We start from the raw sequence: 18951 nt of genomic DNA on the forward strand, positions 1-18951 counted from the left end.
TCGACAGCTCCTACAGGTGCAGCCCAGCGGGAGCAAGCTTCCTCGCCACAAAGGCCAGTGCCAGGCCGGTCAACCGTCCTGTGGCGGTTCCCAAAACCCCCAATGGCTGAAACAATGCAGGCCACTTCAAAAAAGTGTTTGTTTCAAGGGAGTTGCGGGTGCAGATTCAAGGCCATTATGAGCTTCAATTCGAGGCGGTGCGTGAAGCCTTCGCGGCGCTGTTCGACGATCCTCAGGCGCGCGGCGCGGCGTTGTGCATTCAGGTCGGCGGCCGCACGGTCATCGATCTGTGGGCCGGCACGGCCGACAAGGATGGCAGTGAAGCCTGGCACAGCGACACCATCGCCAACCTGTTTTCCTGCACCAAGACGTTCACCGCGGTAACCGCCCTGCAACTGGTGGCCGAAGGCAAGCTGCAACTGGACGCCCCTGTCGCCCGCTACTGGCCCGAGTTCGCGGCAGCCGGCAAGCAAGCCGTCACGCTCCGTCAGTTGCTTTGCCACCAGGCCGGGTTGCCGGCGTTACATGAACTGCTGGCGCCCGAAGCACTTTATAACTGGCAGACCATGGTCGATGCATTGGCCGCTGAAACGCCCTGGTGGACGCCGGGAGAGGGGCACGGCTACGCGGCGATCACTTACGGCTGGCTGGTCGGCGAACTGCTGCGCAGGGCTGACGGCCGTGGGCCGGGGGCATCCATCGTGGCCCGGATTGCCAAACCGTTGGGCCTGGATTTTCACGTCGGCCTGGCTGATGAAGAGTTTCATCGCGTGGCCCACATCGCTCGTGGCAAAGGCAATGTGGGCGATGCGGCGGCCCAGCGCCTTTTGCAAGTGACGATGCGCGAACCCACGGCCATGACGACCCGGGCCTTCACCAACCCGCCCTCGATCATGACCAGCACCAATAAGCCGGAGTGGCGGCGCATGGAGCAACCGGCGGCCAACGGCCACGGTAACGCCCGCAGCCTGGCCGGGTTCTACGCGGGCCTGCTGGACGGCAGCCTGCTGGAAGGTGAGATGCTCGACGAACTGACTCGCCAGCACAGCTTCGGCGAGGACAAGACCTTGTTGACCCAGACCCGTTTCGGCCTGGGTTGCATGCTCGATCAGCCGGATGTGCCGAACGCGACCTACGGCCTCGGCCCTCGGGCATTCGGTCATCCTGGGGCGGGGGGCTCCATCGGTTTTGCCGACCCGGAGCACGATGTGGCTTTTGGCTTTGTGACAAACACCCTCGGGCCATACGTTTTGATGGATCCGCGGGCGCAGAACCTTGCGCGGGTACTTGCCACTTGTCTATAAAACGTTAGCCAAGGCGGCGGGCACAGGAACCTCGTGTTCCTTTCAGTTTCCAACCGTCTGTTTATGCGGCCCGAACATGGCCTTTGTTTTTTCTTTACATCATTTTGTGGATATCCAATGTCATTGAATAAATCTTTCGCTCTGGCGCTGTGCTTCGCTATCACCGGTTGCGCACAAACCCCACAAAATGATGCCGAGGGCGGCAGTGGCTGGTGGCCGTTCGGTGCCTCCGACAAGGTGGCGGCCAAAGAACCGACGCCCGCGGCGCCCCTGAAACCGGCTGCCGTCGCGCCACAAGCCAAGGCCGAGGGGGCCACTCACTGGTGGTGGCCGTTCTCTTCCGATGACGCCGCCGACGGCGTCGCCAAAAAAGTCGAATCCAAACCTGAAGTCAAGGCGCCGGTTTCCGTCGCCAAGGCCGAAGCTGAAAGCAACGGCAAATGGTGGTGGCCATTCGGCGGCAACGATCAGCAAACCGCCAAGACGGTGCCGATGCCGGATCCTAAAGTCACCCAGGCCTGGCTCGATGACTACGAACCGAAATTGCGCATGGCCATCAAGGACAGCAAGCTCGAACTTGAACGCCGCGACGACGTGCTGGTGGTCACCGCACCGGTGGACGGCTCTTTCAACCCGGACCGGCCGGCCATGCTGCTGCCGGTGAGCCTCGGCCCGTTCACCCGTGTGGCGAAGCTTCTTGAAGCTGATCCAAAAAGCGCCGTGCTGATCCTCGGTCACGCCGACACATCGGGTGCCGCGCCGGTCAACCTGAAGCTCAGCCAGGAACGCGCCCAGTCCGTGGCGGCAATCTTCCGTCTCAGCGGCTTGCAGCGTGATCGCCTGATGCTGCGTGGCATGGGTTCGGTTGCGCCCCGTGCCGCTAATGACAGCGTTGAAGGTCGCGCTTTGAATCGTCGGGTCGAGCTGATGGTCACGCCGCAAAACACCCTGGTTGCGCTGCTGAGCAAGTACAACATGCCAGCCCCGGCGCCAGTAAGGTTGGTGGCGGTCCAGGACGTGAAACCTGCGGCTGTGGCGCCAGCGCCAGCGGCTAACAAATCCAAGGCTGTTGCCACCAAAAAAGCGCCGGTCAAAAAGGCTGCCGCCAAGGCTCCTGCCAAAAAAGCCCCGGCCAAGAAAGCGACGGTGGCGAAGAAGTCGCAACCGACCAAAGCCGCTACCGATGCCAAGAAAGTCGCGGCCGCCGATGCATCCAAGCAGTGATGGGCTAACTACAAGGAACGCGCCATGACCCAGACGCTGGCTGATATGCGCCGCGACTACACCCGCGATGGCCTGACCGAGGCGCAGGCTCCGGCCGAGCCGTTCGCACTGTTCCACCAATGGTTTGCCGACGCGGTGAAAACCGAACAGGCACCGGTGGAGGCCAACGCCATGACCTTGGCGACCGTGGATGCCGATGGGCGTCCGCACTGCCGGATCCTGTTACTCAAGGGACTCGACACCCAAGGCTTCACGTTCTTCACCAACTACGACAGCGCCAAGGGTCAGCAACTGGCCGCGAACCCGTTCGCGGCCATGACTTTTTTCTGGCCGACGCTGGAGCGTCAGGTGCGCATCGAGGGCAAAGTGCTGAAGGTCACGGCGCAAGAGTCGGACGCCTATTACCAGGTACGGCCATTGGGCAGTCGCCTCGGGGCCTGGGCTTCACCTCAAAGCCGGGTGATTGCCGGTCGAGGTGAGTTGGAAGACTTGCTCAAGGCCACCGAACAACGCTTCAGTGACAGCCAGCCTCACTGCCCGGAGCATTGGGGCGGCTATCGTCTGCTACCCGAGCGTATCGAGTTCTGGCAAGGGCGGGCGAGCCGTCTGCATGATCGCCTCAACTACCGCCTGCAAGAGGCGAAGTGGGTCCGCGAGCGTCTGGCGCCTTAACCGGGGTAGCTCGCCGCAGCGGCCTGAAGCCATTGCGGCAGGTCGCGTCGTTTGACCCCTTGCTGTTGGGCGTCGGCCAATTGTTGCAGCATGTAAGCTTTTTTCAGCTCATCCTGCCCCGCCAATGACAGTGCCAGATCGCGGTCCATCCAGCGCTTGATCCGCACGTACAGCCACCAATGAAAGTACAAACCGGCTACGGTGGTAGCGGCTATGATGAAGTAATCCATGAGAAACCTCAGGTCAGTGACGCGGATAGCGGAAATTGGCGCTACTGTTTGGGTGAATTTTTCGGGCGAGCCTGTATCCCACCTGAATGAAAACAATTTTATCCCGGCGAAGCCGTGACAGGCGTCAAGCTGCGGAGTTTAATGAATACCTGTCTTTTGGAGTTTGATGCTATGCGTAAGTCTGTTTTGCTGGTTGCTTCCTTTTCCACGATGGCGATGTTGCTCACTGGCTGTCAGTCGAGCCTGACCGGTGACTCTTACTCCCGTGACGAAGCGCGTCGCGTGCAGACGATTCGCATGGGGACCATTGAAGCCTTGCGTCCGGTCAAGATCGAAGGCACCAAGACCCCGATCGGCGGCGCGGCGGGTGCGGTGGTAGGTGGTGTGGGTGGCAGTGCCATCGGTGGCGGCCGTGGCAGCATCGTTGCTGCCGTGATCGGCGCCGTGGCCGGCGGCCTGATCGGCTCCGCAACCGAAGAAGGCCTGACCCGCACCCAGGGTGTGGAAATCACCGTTCGTGAAGACGACGGTAGCGTGCGCGCCTATGTGCAACAGGTTCAGGAAAACGAAGTGTTCCGTGTGGGTGAGCGGGTTCGTATTGCTACCGTGGATGGCACGAGTCGCGTATCGCACTAAGCGGGAAAATGGGTAAGAGAAAACCTCGAGACTCGTTGGTTCACCTGAAAAGAACGGCGCTTTTTCCTGATGGGAGAAGCGCCGTTTTTGTTTCAGGAATATGCAAATCAGGAAGGCAATGCTGCCCGCTTACGACTGGCCGCCGCCGTCACCGCGTAACCCAGCAACGCCGCCAGCAGCGAGCCGGTGAGAATACCCATTCGGTCCATGCCGGCGTATTCGCTGGCGCCGGGCACGAAGGCCAGGGAACCGACGAACAGGCTCATGGTGAAACCGATACCGCACAGGATGGCCACACCCAGTATCTGGCCCCAATTGGCATTGGCGGGCAGGCTGGCGATGCCGATCTTGACCGCCAGCCAGGTCAGGCCGAAGACACCCACGGTCTTGCCCAGCAACAGGCCGACGGCGATACCCATTGGCACATGATGGGTGAAGCTCTCGAGGGTGACGCCGCTCAGTGACAGGCCGGCGTTGGCGAAGGCGAACAGCGGCAGGATGCCGTAGGCCACCCAGGGGTGCAGGGCGTGTTCCAGGGTCAGCAGCGGTGAGGTCTCGGCGTTTTTGGTGCGCAGGGGAATGCAAAACGCCAGGGTTACCCCGGCGAGGGTGGCATGGACGCCGCTTTTGAGCACGCAGACCCACAGAATCAGGCCTACGATCATGTAAGGGCCGAGCTTGACCGCACCCATCCGGTTCATCGCCACCAGCGCGGCGATACAGGCGGCCGCAAGCGCCAGTGACAAGGTGGACAATGTGCCGGAGTAGAAAACGGCAATGATGACAATGGCACCCAGGTCGTCGATGATCGCCAGGGTCATCAGGAACAATTTGAGCGACACTGGCACTCGCTTGCCCAGCAAGGCCAGCACGCCGAGGGCGAAAGCAATGTCCGTGGCCGTAGGGATCGCCCAGCCTGCGAGGGCGCCCGGATTGTCACGGTTGAGGAACCAGTAGATCAGCGCCGGCACCACCATGCCGCCGATCGCTGCCGCACCCGGCAAGACGATTTGCGAGGGATTCGACAGCTGACCGTCGAGTATCTCGCGTTTGACTTCCAGGCCGATCAGCAGGAAGAACAGGGCCATCAGGCCGTCATTGATCCACAGCAGCGCCGGCTTGGCGATTTTCAGCGCTCCGATCTGGGCCACCACGGGTGTGTCCAGAAAGTCCGTATAGAGCCAGGACAGCGGTGAATTATTGAGTATCAGTGCCAGGACGGCGGCGGCAATCAGGAGCAGGCCGCCCGCGGCCTCCAACTGAAGAAAACGTGCCAAAGTGCTACGGATAGCCAAGGTAGCTCTCCCCTATCAAATCAAAAGATGGCCCACCCTAACCCGTGGTGTTGGTAGTTAAAACAAAAGTTATATTCTTTTTTGTTATATGTCGTTACAGCACATGCGCTGCACTCGGTGGGCAGTGACAGTCCATATTGGACCTTAGCTGTACCTGTGCGTGATGTCGGTTTTTTCCTAAGCTTGCGCCTGGTTTTTCCGAGACAAATCGTGCCTGCCTGAACGTCAGGTTACCCGCGTCGCATCGACCCAGTGAGAAGACACCATGAATGACCACCGCCAGTGGGCGCGTGAAGCGATCCGTATCATCGAGGCTGACTTCCAGCGCAGCGCCGACACCCATTTGATCCCGCTGGCGCTGCCAGGGCTGCCGGGTATCGAGTTGTACTTCAAGGATGAATCCAGCCACCCCACCGGCAGCCTCAAGCATCGACTTGCCCGCTCGCTGTTTCTCTACGCGTTGTGTAACGGCTGGCTCAAGCCCGGGGCTCCGGTGATCGAGGCTTCAAGTGGATCGACGGCCATTTCCGAGGCTTACTTCGCGAGGCTTTTGGGCTTGCCCTTTATTGCGGTGATGCCGGCGACCACGTCCAGGGAAAAAATCGCACAGATCGCCTTCTATGGTGGCCAGAGTCATCTGGTGGACGATCCTACGCAGATCTACGCCGAGTCCGAGCGTTTGGCCCGTGAGCATGACGGCCACTTCATCGACCAGTTCACCTACGCCGAGCGCGCCACGGACTGGCGCGCCAATAACAACATTGCCGAATCGATCTTCCAGCAGATGCGTTTCGAGCGGCATCCGGAGCCGAGCTGGCTGATTTCCAGCCCCGGCACCGGCGGCACCACCGCGACCCTGGGCCGTTACGTACGCTACCGCCAGCACTGTACCCGTGTGCTGTGTGCCGACGCCGAGCGTTCGGTGTTCTTCGACTACTACCGCAACGGCGATGCGAGTCTGCGCCTGGATTGCGGTTCGCGAATCGAGGGCATTGGCCGGCCACGGGTCGAGGCGTCGTTTTTACCCAAGGTGATCGATGCGATGGTCAAAGTGCCTGACGCCTTGTCGCTGGCGGCCATGCATTACCTGGCCCAGCGATTGGGCCGACGGGTCGGCGGATCCAGCGGCACCAACCTGATCGGTGCGTTGATCGCCGCCAGGAAAATGGTCGAAGCCGGGGAGACGGGCTCCATCGTGGCCATTCTGTGTGATGGTGGAGAGCGCTATGCCACGACCTACTACGATCCGGCGTGGCTCAAGGCCCAAGGCTATGAGTTGAATGGGCTGATGGATGCCGTGGCGGCGAGTGTAGAGCGGGGTGAGGCGCTGCCGGAAAGCGTGCTTCGAGCCAATATCTGAACCCTTGAAAACACTGAGATCCCTTGTGGGAGCGGGCTTTTGTGGGAGCTGGGCTTGCCCGCGATACCATCACCTCGGTTCACCTGATAGACCGAGTTGCCTGCATCGCGGGCAAGCCCAGCTCCCACAAAGCTTCTCCCACAGTGGGTAGGGATCAGGCCTTGAGGCCCAGGATATCCCGCGCCACCGCCTCGGCAATCCGGATTCCGTCCACGCCCGCCGACAGAATCCCGCCCGCGTAGCCAGCGCCTTCGCCAGCCGGGAACAAGCCCTTGACGTTCAGGCTTTGCAACGTTTCGTCGCGGGTGATGCGCAGCGGCGACGAGGTGCGGGTTTCAATGCCGGTCAGCACGGCGTCGTGCAGCGAATAGCCGCGAATCTGTTTTTCGAATGCTGGCAGAGCTTCGCGGATGGCCTCGATGGCGAAGTCGGGCAGGGCCAGGGCCAGGTCGCCCAAAGACACGCCCGGTTTGTAGGACGGCTCGACGCTGCCCAGCGCCGTAGACGGTTTGCCGGCAATGAAGTCGCCCACCAGTTGCGCCGGGGCTTCGTAGTTGCTGCCACCGAGCACGAAAGCGTGGGATTCCAGGCGCTCCTGCAGTTCGATGCCTGCCAATGGGCCCCCCGGATAATCGACTTCCGGGGTAATGCCCACCACGATGCCGGAGTTGGCGTTACGTTCGTTGCGTGAATACTGGCTCATGCCGTTGGTCACGACGCGGTTCGGCTCGGAGGTGGCCGCCACCACGGTGCCGCCCGGGCACATGCAGAAGCTGTACACCGAGCGACCGTTCTTGGCGTGGTGCACCAGTTTGTAATCGGCGGCGCCAAGCTTCGGGTGACCGGCATACTTGCCCAGACGCGCGCTGTCGATCAGCGATTGCGGGTGTTCGATACGGAAACCCACCGAGAACGGCTTGGCTTCCATGTACACGCCGCGGCCGTGGAGCATGCGGAACGTGTCTCGGGCGCTGTGGCCCAGGGCCAGAATCACATGTCTTGAATGAATACGTTCGCCACTGGCCAGTTCAACACCGACCAACTGGCCGTCCTCGATCAACACATCCGTGACCCGCTGCTGGAAGCGAACTTCACCGCCCAGGGCGCGAATTTGCTCACGCATGTTTTCCACGACGCCTGTCAGGCGGAACGTACCGATGTGCGGCTTGCTGACGTAGAGGATTTCTTCCGGCGCGCCGGCCTTGACGAATTCGTGCAGCACTTTGCGACCCAGGAACTTGGGGTCCTTGATCTGGCTGTAGAGCTTGCCATCGGAGAACGTCCCCGCGCCGCCTTCGCCGAACTGCACGTTGGATTCGGGGTTGAGCACGCTTTTGCGCCACAGGCCCCAGGTGTCCTTGGTGCGCTGGCGCACTTCGGGGCCGCGCTCGAGGATGATCGGCTTGAAGCCCATCTGTGCCAGCAACATGGCGGCGAAGATCCCGCACGGGCCGAAGCCGACCACGATCGGCCGCTCGCTCAGGTCGGTGGGCGCCTGGCCCACCACTTTATAGCTGACATCCGGCGCCGGGTTGACGTTACGGTCATCGGCGAACTTGCGCAGCAAGCCGGTTTCATCGCGCACCGTCAGGTCGATGGTGTAGATGAAGCACAGTTCGGAGGACTTCTTACGCGCATCGTAGCTGCGTTTGAACAGGGTGAAGTCGAGCAGGTCATCGCTGGCGATGCCCAGGCGCTGCACGATGGCCGGGCGCAGGTCTTCTTCGGGATGGTCGATCGGCAGCTTGAGTTCGGTGATTCGTAACATGACAGGATCCGGTTCGCGGGACGCACAACTGCGCCAGGGCGTGAGGCGGCGATTATAAGCCAAAAACCTTCGAATCAGTCGTTACGCGCACCGCCGAAGTAAGCGCAGCCGCGCTGTACCTGACCGTTGACCCGCAGCTCGGCGCTCATGTGCTGCACGCTGCCGGTCGCGCTGTCGACGCAGCGCTGGGGAGTGACCCAAAGCTCGACCTTCTGGCCGTTGGCTTCGGTGCCGAGATTGAAGCGGCCATCGCCCAGTTGTTCTTCAACGAAAGGCACTGCCAGAGGCGGCTGGCCCTCACGTTCAAGCACCAGGCCCTTGCCGCTGGCGTCCAGAGTCCACTCGGGGCCATGGCCGGCGGCGCGCAGGAGCAGCCGCTTGAAGTCAGCGTCGTCGCAAGCGTTGCCTGAACGCTCCAGGCGATACAGTTGTTCCAGGTTCAATTGGCTGTCGGTACCAGCCGCTGCGCGGGTGACGATATGGCCTCGCACATCGGCAAACAGTTTGCCCTGGTCATCGGCCAGGCTGGCGGCCTCTTGCAGCACGCTGGTGCCGCCGCTGTCGTTGACGATGTAGCGACGCTGTTCCTGGCACGGCTGAAACACCAGCTTGCCATCGGCTGCAGTCAGTTCGCCCTGCATGCGCATCTGGCCGGCATGGGAAACGCTCTGACGTGGAGCGTCGAACAACTGGCAGCCGGCGAAAAGCGGCAGGAGGGCGACAAACAGCAGGGAACGGGCGGCACGCATCATTGAGTCTCCAGACAAGTGCCGTCACGTTACGCAGACTGATCCTGCATCACAAGGGGTCAACCAACGTGAAAGGTCTGGCCAGTCTGCAGGCCTTCGACACTCTTGGCGTAGGCCAATGCGACATCGGCGGCCGGCACCGGCTTATAGCCACGGAAGTACGGTGCGTAGCTGTCCATGGCTTCCAGCAGCACGTTCGGACTCACCGAGTTGACCCGCAAGCCCCGGGGCAACTCGATGGCCGCGGCACGCACGAAACTGTCCAAGGCACCGTTGACCAGGGCCGCCGATGCACCGCTTCTGATCGGGTCGTGGCTGAGCACACCCGTGGTGAAGGTGAAGGACGCCCCGTCGTTGGCGAATTCGCGGCCGATCAGCAGCAGGTTGACCTGGCCCATCAGTTTGTCTTTCAAGCCCAGGGCGAAGCTGTCCTGCGTCATCTCGTCCAAGGGTGCAAAGGTGACGTTGCCCGCTGCGCAGACCAGCGCATCGAAGTGGCCGGTCTTCTCGAACAGGGCGCGGATCGAGCTGCTGTCACTGATATCCACGTGCAGGTCGCCGCTGTGACGGCCGATACGCACAATGTCGTGACGCGGCGACAGTTCGTTATCAATGGCCGAACCAATGGTGCCGCTGGCGCCGATCAACAGGATTTTCATGAGCTGTTCCTCAATGGGCTGGATGAAGCATCAGTCTAGAGAGGTTCTTTCTCGTGATAATCGTGCTAATAGGCAACCTTTGGTTTTCAATTGGAAACAATCTGATGAGCGAAATGGACGACCTGGCGGCGTTCGCCGTGTTGATCGAGGCGGGGAGTTTCACCCTGGCGGCCCAGCAATTGGGCTGCAGCAAGGGCCAGTTATCCAAGCGCATCAGCCTGCTGGAGAATCGGTTTTCGGTGGTGTTGCTACAGCGCACCACGCGGCGCTTGAGTCTCACGGCAGCGGGGGCTGCGTTATTGCCCCAGGCCCAGGCGTTGTTGGTGCAGGTGCAAAGGGCGCGTCAGGCGCTGGCTCGCCTGAAGGACGAAATTTCCGGGCCGGTGCGTATGACGGTTCCAGTGTCGTTGGGCGAAACCTTCTTTGAGGGTTTGCTGACGGAGTTCGCCCAGCGCTACCCCGACGTGCAGATCGAACTGGAGCTCAACAACGGCTACCGGGATCTGTCCCGTGATGGCTTCGACCTGGCGATCCGCTCCGACGCGGCCCTTGATGAGCGCCTGGTAGCGCGTCCGTTGCTGGCCTGGCATGAGCTGACCTGCGCCACCCCGGCCTACCTCGAACACTATGGCGAACCCCTGACACCCCAGGGCCTTACGGCACACCGCTGCCTGCTCAACAGTCATTACAGCGGTCGGGAGGAATGGCTCTATCACCAGCAACACGAATTGTTGCGGGTGCGGGTATCGGGGCCGTTCGCCAGCAATCACTACAGCCTGCTGAAAAAAGCCGCCCTGGCCAGCGCCGGGATCGCCCGGTTGCCGTCCTATCTGTTGCATGAGGAATTGGCTGACGGACGTTTGCGCTGGTTGCTCAGGGACTTTCAGACCCGTCGCATGCCGATGTACCTCGTGCATCCGTACCAGGGCGGTTTGCCCAAGCGTACCCAGGTGCTGGCCGATTATCTGATCGACTGGTTCAAGCGCAGTGGCGAGGCGCTGGATCGGCTTCAGCGATAGCAAGGCATCACACGAGCCCTTGTGGGAGCGAGCCTGCTCGCGATAGCGGTGGATCAGTCAACCACTGCGTTGACGCTGATATTGCTATCGCGAGCAGGCTCGCTCCCACAGGAGTCCCGACCTTGATCAGCGAGCGTAGTGCCTGGCGATCAGGTGGTCGATGGACAGTTTGCCCGGCCCGTGGGCCATCAGATAAAGCAGTACCGCCGCCCAGGTGCCATGGGTCGGATAGGCGTCGGGGTAGACGAACAGTTGAATGGTCAAGGTCATGCCCAGCAGGGCCAGGGCCGAGAAACGTGTCGCCAGGCCAAACAGAATCAGGGTCGGGAACACATGCTCGGCCACCGCCGCCAGATACGCCGCCAGCTCTGGCGACAGCAGCGGCAAGGCATATTCGCTTTTGAACAGGGGAATGGTCGAATCCGCCAGCCGCGGCACGCCGAGCTGGAAGGTGCCGTCGAACAGGTCGATGGCCAGGCCTTCGATTTTGGTCTGGCCGGATTTCCAGAACACCGCAGCGATGGAGAATCGTGCGACGAAGGCGATCAGGCTGTGAGGGATTTTATCCAGCCATTGAATGGCGCGGGTGATCAGGGCGTTCATGGCAATACCTGCTCGGGTAACAGATGGGTGATGGCTCGGTGGCTGATGAGTTGCGCGAGGGTGTGCTCCAGCTCCAGACCGGTGTCGCGCCTGGTTGAGGCATCAATGGCGGCGGACAGGGACACACCTTGCAGCAGGTCCTGGATGAAATCATGGGCGCCAGGGCTGATCGCAAACACTTCCACCTCCAGGTCGTTGCGCAGGACCAGGGCGCAGTGCGGTGAGAAGGGGTCGAACGGCACGACGGGCGCTTGTTGATGGGCCGCCCAGATCGCCACCACGGCGAAGGGCGACTGCAACAGGTGCAGTGAAGGGTGAAGACCGACCCTCAGATGATCATGGGAGGCGGGGGATGACAGCACTTGCATGACCTGGTGTGCGTCCATGGGGCGGGCGTCGGCGGCGTGCCAGGCTTGCACCTGCAAGCGCTCCAGTCGGGCGACATCCGCCAGGTAAGGCACGTTGGCGGCGGGTTCGAAGTGTTCGATGAACTCGGCAAAGTCGGCACCGTAGTCGCTCATCACCGGGCTTCGCGGTGCGGCGGACTGGACGTACATTCTGGCCATGGCGCGGAAAAAATCTTCGCCCACCAGTTGCGCCACCACCGGGTAGTTGTCGGCCAGGGCGTTGATCAACGAGCTGAGCACGTTGTTGCGATACACCGCGAACCGGCTTTCTGGATCGGCGCCCGTGGCGCAGGTCAAACCCTGCGGACAAGCTTTGTGCGGGTCGAGCAGGGCAGTGGCGAATTCGCTGTAGCGGCTCATGGCCGGCCCCCAGCGGTGTTTAGCAGTTGATCGGCTTGACCGGCTTCGGCCAGCAGCACTCCGAACGCTGGGATGCGGTTGTCCCTTTCGATCAGTGTGGCGACAGGTCCGGTTCGCGCCAGGACGGTGCGATACAAGCGCCATACCTCGTTATCGATGGGCGCACCGTGGTCATCGATCAGCAAACGCGCCCCCAGGCTGTCGGCGTCTTCGGCAAACCCGGCCAGATGAATTTCCCCGGTGGCGTGCAGAGGCAATGCGTCGAGGTAGGCCAAGGGATCACGGCAATGATTGATGCACGAAACGTAGACGTTGTTCACATCCAGTAGCAGTCCGCAGCCGGTGCGACGGATGACTTCACTGATGAAGTCGGGCTCGTCGAGGGTTGAATCCTCGAACGCCAGATAGGTGGCCGGGTTTTCCAGTAGCAGCGTGCATTTGAGGCTGGACTGGACCTGATCGACGTGTTCGCAGACGCGCTTGAGCGTCGTTTCATCGTAGGCCAGGGGCAGCAGGTCATTGAGGAACATCGGGCCATGGCTGGACCAAGCCAGGTGTTCGGAAAAAGACTGGGGCTGATAGCGTTCGATCAGGGCTGCCAGACGTTGCAGATGCGCATTGTCCAGCGGACCCTCGCCACCGATCGACAGACCGACACCGTGCAGTGACAACGGATACTGTTCGCGTATCCGCCCCAGGAAGTGATGAAACGGCCCGCCGGCCACCATGTAGTTTTCCGCGTGCACTTCGAAGAAGCCCAGATCCGGTCGGGTCTGGAGCACTTCACGAAAATGCTCGGTCTTGAGCCCCAACCCTGCCCTTGGCGGTAGCCGGGTATCGGTGGCGAGGGAGGGGGCTTTCGACATGGAGATTGGCCTCAGGCAGATGCGATCAAGACTTGGCTTTGAACGCTTCGAGCTGGCCGAAACCAGTCGGGGAGGTTTTGCTTTCCATGGTGGTGCAGGTGCCTTTAGGGACCGATTTCCAGGCGTTGGCCTGATAGTCCATCTTCGCGGTACCGGCACAGGTGGTGCCAGCGCCGGCGGCGCAGTCGTTCTTGCCTTTGAGGGCGACACCGAAGCATTTTTCCATGGTGTCGTCAGCGGCATGGACAGTCGAGACGCCTGTCATGCTCAAGGCGGAGCCAAGGGCCAGGGCCAGGGCGGCGGCGGACAGGGTGCGGGTCGAAGCAGTCATGATGATTCTCCAGTTTCAGGAAATGAACCGGCGTTAGCGCCGGTCTGCTGAACTAGAGAGGGGAGGTGGGGAAGTGTTACAGCAGATTCTCGATTTTTTTGTTTGTTTCGAAATCCATTGTGGCGAGGGGATTTAGCGAAACGTCGCACCGCCCCGTTGGGCTGCGAAGCAGCCCCTAAGGCAGGCAACTCATCTTCCTGACCCAATGCGGAGCTGGTTTTAGGTCTGCTTCGCAGCCCGACGGGGATAAATCCCCTCGCCACAACAGCGTTTGAAATCCGGGCAAAAAAAACGGCCCGAAGGCCGTTTTTTTCATTGCGACAGGCTCAACCGCCCAAGTACGCCTCGCGTACTTTCGGGTCGGTCAGCAGTGCTTCACCCGTGCCCTGCATCACTACCCGGCCGTTCTCCAGCACGTACGCCCGGTCAGCGATTTTCAGGGCCTGGTTGGCGTTCTGCTCTACCAGAAATACCGTCACACCATCCTTGCGCAGTTGTTCGATGATGTCGAAGATCTGCTGGATGATGATTGGCGCCAGGCCCAGGGACGGTTCGTCGAGCAGCAGTAGCTTGGGCTTGCTCATCAGGGCACGGCCGATGGCGAGCATTTGCTGTTCGCCGCCGGACATGGTGCCGCCACGCTGACTAAAGCGTTCTTTCAGGCGTGGGAAAAGGTGCAGCACCTTGTCCATTTGCTCCTGAAAGTCGCCCTTGTCGGTGAAAAAACCGCCCATGGCGAGGTTTTCTTCCACGGTCAGCCGGGCAAATACCCGACGGCCTTCCGGCACCACGGCGATGCTCTTGCGCATGATCTGCGAAGAGTCCTGACCCACCAGTTCCTCACCCATGTAGCGGATGCTACCGCTGTGGGCCTGGGGCGAACCGCAGAGTGTCATCAGCAGGGTGGATTTGCCGGCACCGTTGGCACCGATCAGCGTTACGATTTCGCCCTGGCGGACTTCGACGTTGACGCTGTGCAGGGCCTGGATCTTGCCGTAGAAGGTGGAAACGTTTTCGAACTGCAGCATTTACGCTTCCCCCAGGTAGGCTTTGATCACTTCAGGATTGTCGCGGATCTGTTCCGGCGAACCGTCGGCCAGCGGCGTGCCCTGGTTGATCACGACGATATGGTCGGAAATGCTCATGACCAGCTTCATGTCGTGCTCGATCAGCAACACGGTGACATTGTGCTCCTCGCGCAGCACGCCGATCAGCGCTTTGAGGTCTTCGGTTTCCTTCGGGTTCAGGCCGGCGGCCGGTTCGTCGAGCATGAGGATCCGCGGACGGGTCATCATGCAGCGGGCGATTTCCAGGCGCCGTTGCTGACCGTAGGCCAGGGTGCCGGCGGTACGGTTGGCGAACTCCTTGAGGTTGACCTTCTCCAGCCAGTACTCGGCGAACTCCATGGCCTCGCGTTCGCTCTTGCGAAACGCCGGGGTCTTGAACAGGCCGGCAAAGAAGTTGGTGTTCAGGTGACGGTGCTGGGCGATCAACAGGTTTTCGACCGCCGTCATGTCCTTGAACAGCCGCACGTTCTGGAAGGTGCGCACCACACCCTTGCGGGCGATGTGGTGACCCGGCAGGCCCTGGATCGGCTCGCCGTCCAGCAGTATGGTGCCGCCGGTAGGCTGATAGAAGCCGGTCAGGCAGTTGAACACGGTGGTCTTGCCCGCGCCGTTCGGCCCGATCAATGCAACGACCTGTTTCTCTTTCACGGTCAGGGCCACGCCGTTGACCGCCAGCAAGCCGCCGAAGCGCATGCTTAGATTTTCAACCTTGAGGATCTCGCGGCTCATTTGCGCAGCTCCATGTGTGGGCGTTGCATAGGCAGCAGACCTTGAGGACGCCAGATCATCATCAGCACCATCAAGGCGCCGAACATCAACATGCGGTATTCGCTGAATTCACGCATCATTTCGGGCAACAGGATCATCACGATCGCCGCCAGGATCACACCCAACTGCGAGCCCATCCCACCCAGCACCACGATGGCGAGGATGATCGCCGACTCGATGAAGGTGAAGGATTCCGGCGTCACCAGGCCCTGGCGGGCGGCAAAGAAGCTACCGGCAAAACCGGCGAAGGCGGCACCCAGGGTGAAGGCCGAGAGCTTGATCACGGTCGGGTTCAGACCCAGGGCACGGCAGGCGATTTCGTCTTCACGCAGCGCTTCCCACGCGCGACCGATAGGCATGCGCAGCAGGCGGTTGATGACGAACAGCGCAGCCAGGGCCAGCAACAGCGCAACCAGGTAGAGGAAAATCACCTTGTTGATCGAGCTGTAGGGCAACCCGAAGTACTCGTGGAAGGTCTGCAGGCCTTCAGCGGCTTTACGTTCGAAGGTCAGGCCGAAGAACGTCGGCTTCTCGATGTTGCTGATGCCGTTCGGGCCGCCGGTGATGTCGGTCAGGTTGCGCAGGAACAGACGGATGATCTCACCGAAGCCCAGGGTCACGATTGCCAGGTAGTCGCCGCGCAAGCGCAGCACCGGGAAACCCAGCAGGAAACCGAAGGTGGCGGCCATCATCCCGGCGATGGGCAGGCAGATCCAGAAGCTCCAGCCGAAGTAATGGGACAGCAGCGCGTAGCTGTAGGCGCCGACGGCATAGAAGCCGACGTAACCCAGGTCCAGCAGACCGGCCAGGCCTACCACGATGTTCAGGCCCAGGCCCAGCATCACGTAGATCAGGATCAGCGTGGCGATGTCCACCGCACCGCGAGAGCCGAAAAACGGCCAGACCAGTGCTACGACGATCAGGGCCAGGATGATCCAGCGCTGGGTCGTCGGCAGGGTCAGGAAGTTACTGGCCTTGGCCGGGACTATCGGCAGGCCGGGCGATGCCTTCCAGGCGGCGCTGATCTGCGTGCTGAACAGCACCCGCAGGAACATCAGCACCGAACACACGGCGATGGTCGCCAGGATGGCCGGGCTGGTGCCGTGTACTTCAAGGTCGATGCCGACGATGGTCAGTTTCAGGCCGAGTACCGGGTACGCGACCGCCCAGACCAACAGCGCGCTGAAGAGCGCCGATTTAAGATGTTTAGTCATACCTTCTCAACCTCCGGACGGCCCAGGATGCCGGTCGGCCGGAACAGCAGCACCAGAACCAACAAGCCGAACGCCACGACGTCCTTGTATTGATCGCCGAAAATGTCGGCACCAAAGGCTTCCGCCACGCCCAGCACCAGCCCGCCGAGCATGGCGCCGGGGATGCTGCCGATGCCGCCCAGTACCGCGGCGGTGAAGGCCTTCAGGCCCACGAGGAAACCGGCGTTGGGGTTGATCACACCGTATTGCATGCTCAACAGCACGGCGGCGATGGCCGCCAGGGCCGCGCCGATGACGAAGGTCAGGGCGATGATGTTGTTGGTGTTGATGCCCAGCAGGTTGGCCATCTTGATGTCCTCGGCACAGGCACGGCAGGCGCGACCCAGACGGGAACGGGAGATGAACAGCGTGAGGCCGAGCATGGCGACCAGGGTCACCACGAACACCACGATTTGCATGTAGGAAATCAGCACTTCCTGTGCCCCCCCTGGCCCGAAGGTAAAGTTACCCGGAATCAGGTTGGGAATGGATTTGTCCTTGGAGTCTTGCGAAAGCAGAACCGTGTTCTGCAGGAAGATCGACATGCCGATGGCCGAAATCAGCGGGATCAGACGGTTGCTGCCGCGCAAGGGGCGGTAGGCGATCCGTTCGATGCTGTAACCATAGGAACTGGTCACCACGATGCTCGCTATGAAAGCCGCGGTCATCAACAGCGGGACACTGTCGAGTCCCATCATGGCCAGCCCGGCGATGGCGATGAACGCCACGTAGGAGCCGATCATGTACACCTCGCCGTGGGCGAAGTTGATCATTCCAATGATGCCGTAAACCATCGTATAGCCGATGGCGATCAGGGCATACGTACTGCCAACGGTCAGACCGTTAACCAGCTGCTGGAAGAAGTGATAGATGTCAGGCATTACAGCGCTCCTAAAAACCTGATACGCATTTCACTGGTGGAGTCATTTTCCCGCCCGGCCCCGTGGATCTGCATCCACTTCGAGCACGAGGTTTGCCAGCGAACCGCTGATGACGGTTTTGAGATTTTCAGGTGGGGAGACTGGCGGATCACGCCAGCGCGGCCCAATACATTTAAAACAAAGCCCACGGCACGCCGTGGGCTTTGTGGGCAGTCAGTCAGGCCAGGCCTTACTGAGGCGAAGCTTCGGTTTTAGGTTTGCCGAAATGCCACTGGTAAACCACGAACTTGAAGTCCTTCAGGTCGCCCTTGTCGTCGAAGCTCAGGTCGCCGGTCGGGGTCTTGAAAGTACCGGCGTGGATGGCTTCAGCCACTTTTTCCGGGTCTTCGCTCTTGGCTTCGGTGATGGCCTGGGCAATCACTTGAACGGCCGAGTAGGACGGGAACACGAACGGACCGCTCGGGTCTTCCTTCTTGGCCTTGAACGCGTCAGCCAGGGCGATGTTGGCCGGATCCTGGTCGAAGGATTTCGGCAGGGTCACCAGCAGGCCTTCGGAAGCTTCCTTGGCGATCTGCGAGATCGAGTCATTACCCACGCCTTCCGGGCCCATGAACTTGGCGTTCAGGCCTTTTTCCTGCGATTGACGCAGGATCAGACCCAGCTCCGGGTGGTAGCCGCCGTAGTAGACGAAGTCGACGTTGGCTTGCTTGAGCTTGGCGATCATCGAGGAGAAGTCTTTGTCGCCGGCGTTCACGCCTTCGAACACGGCAACCTTGACGCCTTTATCTTCGAGGGTTTTCTTCACGGCACTGGCGATACCTTCACCGTATTGCTGCTTGTCGTGCAGGACCGCAACGACTTTCGGCTTGACGTGATCGGCAATGTAGTTGCCGGCGGCAGGGCCCTGGGCGCTGTCCAGGCCGATGGTGCGGAAGATCATCTTGTAGCCGCGAGCGGTGATGTCCGGGCTGGTAGCGGCCGGCGTGATCATGATCACGCCTTCGTCTTCGTAGATGTCCGAAGCCGGTTGGGTGGAGCTGGAGCACAGGTGGCCGACCACGAACTTGACGCCGTCGTTGACGACTTTGTTCGCGACCGCGACCGCTTGTTTTGGATCACAGGCGTCATCGTATTCAACGGCGACCAGTTGCTTGCCATTGACGCCGCCCTTGGCGTTGATCTGCTCGATGGCCATTTTGGAGCCACTGAATTGCATGTCGCCGTATTGGGCTACGGGGCCGGTCTTGGGGCCGGCGATACCGATCTTGATGGTGTCGGCGGCGAACGAATGGCTGGCAACCCCGGCCAGAACCATAGCGGCAAACAGTTTGGAAATCTGCTTAGTAGCCTTAGTCATAGTGCTCCACTCATGCTGTTGTAGTTTTTATAGTCCTGGCGCCGAAGCAGCAGAACCGGGTCAGATATCTTGGATATCCTCGCGGAAAATGCCCCCGGCAACTGTACCGGTACAGTGTAGAGCGCCGATTGTTGGCAAGGGA

Annotated in this window: 20 protein-coding genes; 6 read left to right on the top strand and 14 right to left on the bottom strand. The window is 61.0% G+C overall.

Annotation, left to right across the window (positions count from 1 at the left end; translation table 11 throughout):
- Window positions 1–158: 158 nt before the first annotated feature.
- The 3 genes from AAIS01_RS08510 to pdxH all read left to right on the top strand — a co-directional run bounded on the left by AAIS01_RS08510 (window position 159) and on the right by pdxH (window position 3200).
- The gene (locus tag AAIS01_RS08510) at window positions 159–1304 is read left to right on the top strand and encodes a serine hydrolase domain-containing protein (protein ID WP_343468604.1); all 1146 of its coding nucleotides are present in this window, start codon (window positions 159–161) and stop codon (window positions 1302–1304) included.
- 117 nt (window positions 1305–1421) lie between these two features.
- Window positions 1422–2528, top strand: a complete 1107-nt coding sequence (locus AAIS01_RS08515; RefSeq protein WP_343468605.1) for an OmpA family protein — start codon at window positions 1422–1424, stop codon at window positions 2526–2528.
- A gap of 24 nt (window positions 2529–2552) precedes the next feature.
- Complete coding sequence (gene pdxH, locus AAIS01_RS08520; protein ID WP_343468606.1) at window positions 2553–3200, top strand: pyridoxamine 5'-phosphate oxidase; 648 nt, start codon at window positions 2553–2555, stop codon at window positions 3198–3200.
- Here the strand turns inward: pdxH and AAIS01_RS08525 are convergent.
- Window positions 3197–3430 carry a hypothetical protein gene (locus AAIS01_RS08525; RefSeq protein ID WP_343468607.1) on the bottom strand — a complete coding sequence of 78 codons (234 nt, stop codon included), beginning with the start codon at window positions 3428–3430 and terminating at the stop codon, window positions 3197–3199. The two genes, pdxH and AAIS01_RS08525, sit on opposite strands and share 4 nt — an antisense overlap.
- Window positions 3431–3601: 171 nt before the next feature.
- On the opposite strand from AAIS01_RS08525, the gene AAIS01_RS08530 reads away from it, so the two are divergent.
- Entirely contained in the window at window positions 3602–4066 is a 465-nt protein-coding gene (locus AAIS01_RS08530; RefSeq protein WP_343468608.1) for an outer membrane lipoprotein, read from the top strand.
- Between the two features lie 107 nt (window positions 4067–4173).
- Here AAIS01_RS08530 and nhaA read toward each other — a convergent pair whose 3' ends face one another.
- Window positions 4174–5361, bottom strand: coding sequence for a Na+/H+ antiporter NhaA (gene nhaA, locus AAIS01_RS08535; protein ID WP_343468609.1), 1188 nt, complete (start codon window positions 5359–5361; stop codon window positions 4174–4176).
- A gap of 265 nt (window positions 5362–5626) precedes the next feature.
- Between nhaA and AAIS01_RS08540 the strand changes: the two genes are divergently transcribed.
- On the top strand, window positions 5627–6721 hold the full coding sequence (locus AAIS01_RS08540) for a PLP-dependent cysteine synthase family protein (protein WP_343468610.1): 1095 nt from the start codon (window positions 5627–5629) through the stop codon (window positions 6719–6721).
- A gap of 154 nt (window positions 6722–6875) precedes the next feature.
- Here the strand turns inward: AAIS01_RS08540 and AAIS01_RS08545 are convergent, their stop codons facing one another.
- The 3 genes from AAIS01_RS08545 to AAIS01_RS08555 form a co-directional block, all read right to left on the bottom strand.
- On the bottom strand, window positions 6876–8489 hold the full coding sequence (locus AAIS01_RS08545; RefSeq protein ID WP_343468611.1) for an NAD(P)/FAD-dependent oxidoreductase: 1614 nt from the start codon (window positions 8487–8489) through the stop codon (window positions 6876–6878).
- Between the two features lie 74 nt (window positions 8490–8563).
- Window positions 8564–9238 (bottom strand): COG3650 family protein, encoded by a 675-nt coding sequence (locus AAIS01_RS08550; protein WP_343468644.1) that lies wholly within the window; start codon window positions 9236–9238, stop codon window positions 8564–8566.
- Between the two features lie 59 nt (window positions 9239–9297).
- Window positions 9298–9897 carry a short chain dehydrogenase gene (locus AAIS01_RS08555; RefSeq protein WP_092396998.1) on the bottom strand — a complete coding sequence of 200 codons (600 nt, stop codon included), beginning with the start codon at window positions 9895–9897 and terminating at the stop codon, window positions 9298–9300.
- Window positions 9898–10001: 104 nt separating this feature from the next.
- Here AAIS01_RS08555 and AAIS01_RS08560 point away from each other — a divergent pair, with 104 nt between their 5' ends.
- A complete protein-coding gene (locus AAIS01_RS08560; protein ID WP_343468612.1) occupies window positions 10002–10916 on the top strand; it encodes a LysR family transcriptional regulator in 915 nt (304 codons plus the stop codon).
- Window positions 10917–11042: 126 nt separating this feature from the next.
- On the opposite strand, the gene AAIS01_RS08565 is transcribed toward AAIS01_RS08560, so the two are convergent.
- The 9 genes from AAIS01_RS08565 to AAIS01_RS08605 all read right to left on the bottom strand — a co-directional run bounded on the left by AAIS01_RS08565 (window position 11043) and on the right by AAIS01_RS08605 (window position 18809).
- On the bottom strand, window positions 11043–11519 hold the full coding sequence (locus AAIS01_RS08565) for a DoxX family protein (RefSeq protein WP_343468613.1): 477 nt from the start codon (window positions 11517–11519) through the stop codon (window positions 11043–11045).
- Complete coding sequence (locus tag AAIS01_RS08570; RefSeq protein ID WP_343468614.1) at window positions 11516–12286, bottom strand: HvfC/BufC N-terminal domain-containing protein; 771 nt, start codon at window positions 12284–12286, stop codon at window positions 11516–11518. The genes AAIS01_RS08565 and AAIS01_RS08570 overlap by 4 nt, the downstream gene beginning before the upstream one ends.
- The gene (gene bufB, locus AAIS01_RS08575; protein ID WP_343468615.1) at window positions 12283–13152 is read right to left on the bottom strand and encodes an MNIO family bufferin maturase; all 870 of its coding nucleotides are present in this window, start codon (window positions 13150–13152) and stop codon (window positions 12283–12285) included. The genes AAIS01_RS08570 and bufB overlap by 4 nt, the downstream gene beginning before the upstream one ends.
- A gap of 25 nt (window positions 13153–13177) precedes the next feature.
- A complete protein-coding gene (locus AAIS01_RS08580; RefSeq protein WP_139050991.1) occupies window positions 13178–13483 on the bottom strand; it encodes a BufA1 family periplasmic bufferin-type metallophore in 306 nt (101 codons plus the stop codon).
- Between the two features lie 326 nt (window positions 13484–13809).
- A complete protein-coding gene (locus tag AAIS01_RS08585) occupies window positions 13810–14511 on the bottom strand; it encodes an ABC transporter ATP-binding protein (RefSeq protein ID WP_092397010.1) in 702 nt (233 codons plus the stop codon).
- Window positions 14512–15279: a high-affinity branched-chain amino acid ABC transporter ATP-binding protein LivG gene (livG, locus tag AAIS01_RS08590; RefSeq protein WP_343468616.1), complete on the bottom strand. Its 768-nt coding sequence runs from the start codon at window positions 15277–15279 to the stop codon at window positions 14512–14514.
- Window positions 15276–16532: a high-affinity branched-chain amino acid ABC transporter permease LivM gene (locus tag AAIS01_RS08595; protein ID WP_343468617.1), complete on the bottom strand. Its 1257-nt coding sequence runs from the start codon at window positions 16530–16532 to the stop codon at window positions 15276–15278. The genes livG and AAIS01_RS08595 overlap by 4 nt, the downstream gene beginning before the upstream one ends.
- The gene (livH, locus tag AAIS01_RS08600) at window positions 16529–17452 is read right to left on the bottom strand and encodes a high-affinity branched-chain amino acid ABC transporter permease LivH (protein WP_047228386.1); all 924 of its coding nucleotides are present in this window, start codon (window positions 17450–17452) and stop codon (window positions 16529–16531) included. The genes AAIS01_RS08595 and livH overlap by 4 nt, the downstream gene beginning before the upstream one ends.
- 229 nt (window positions 17453–17681) lie before the next feature.
- Window positions 17682–18809: a branched-chain amino acid ABC transporter substrate-binding protein gene (locus tag AAIS01_RS08605; protein WP_343468618.1), complete on the bottom strand. Its 1128-nt coding sequence runs from the start codon at window positions 18807–18809 to the stop codon at window positions 17682–17684.
- Window positions 18810–18951 lie beyond the last annotated feature (142 nt).

This window comes from Pseudomonas halotolerans, from assembly GCF_039581215.1.
GTDB classification, from domain to species: Bacteria; Pseudomonadota; Gammaproteobacteria; order Pseudomonadales; family Pseudomonadaceae; genus Aquipseudomonas; species Aquipseudomonas tehranensis.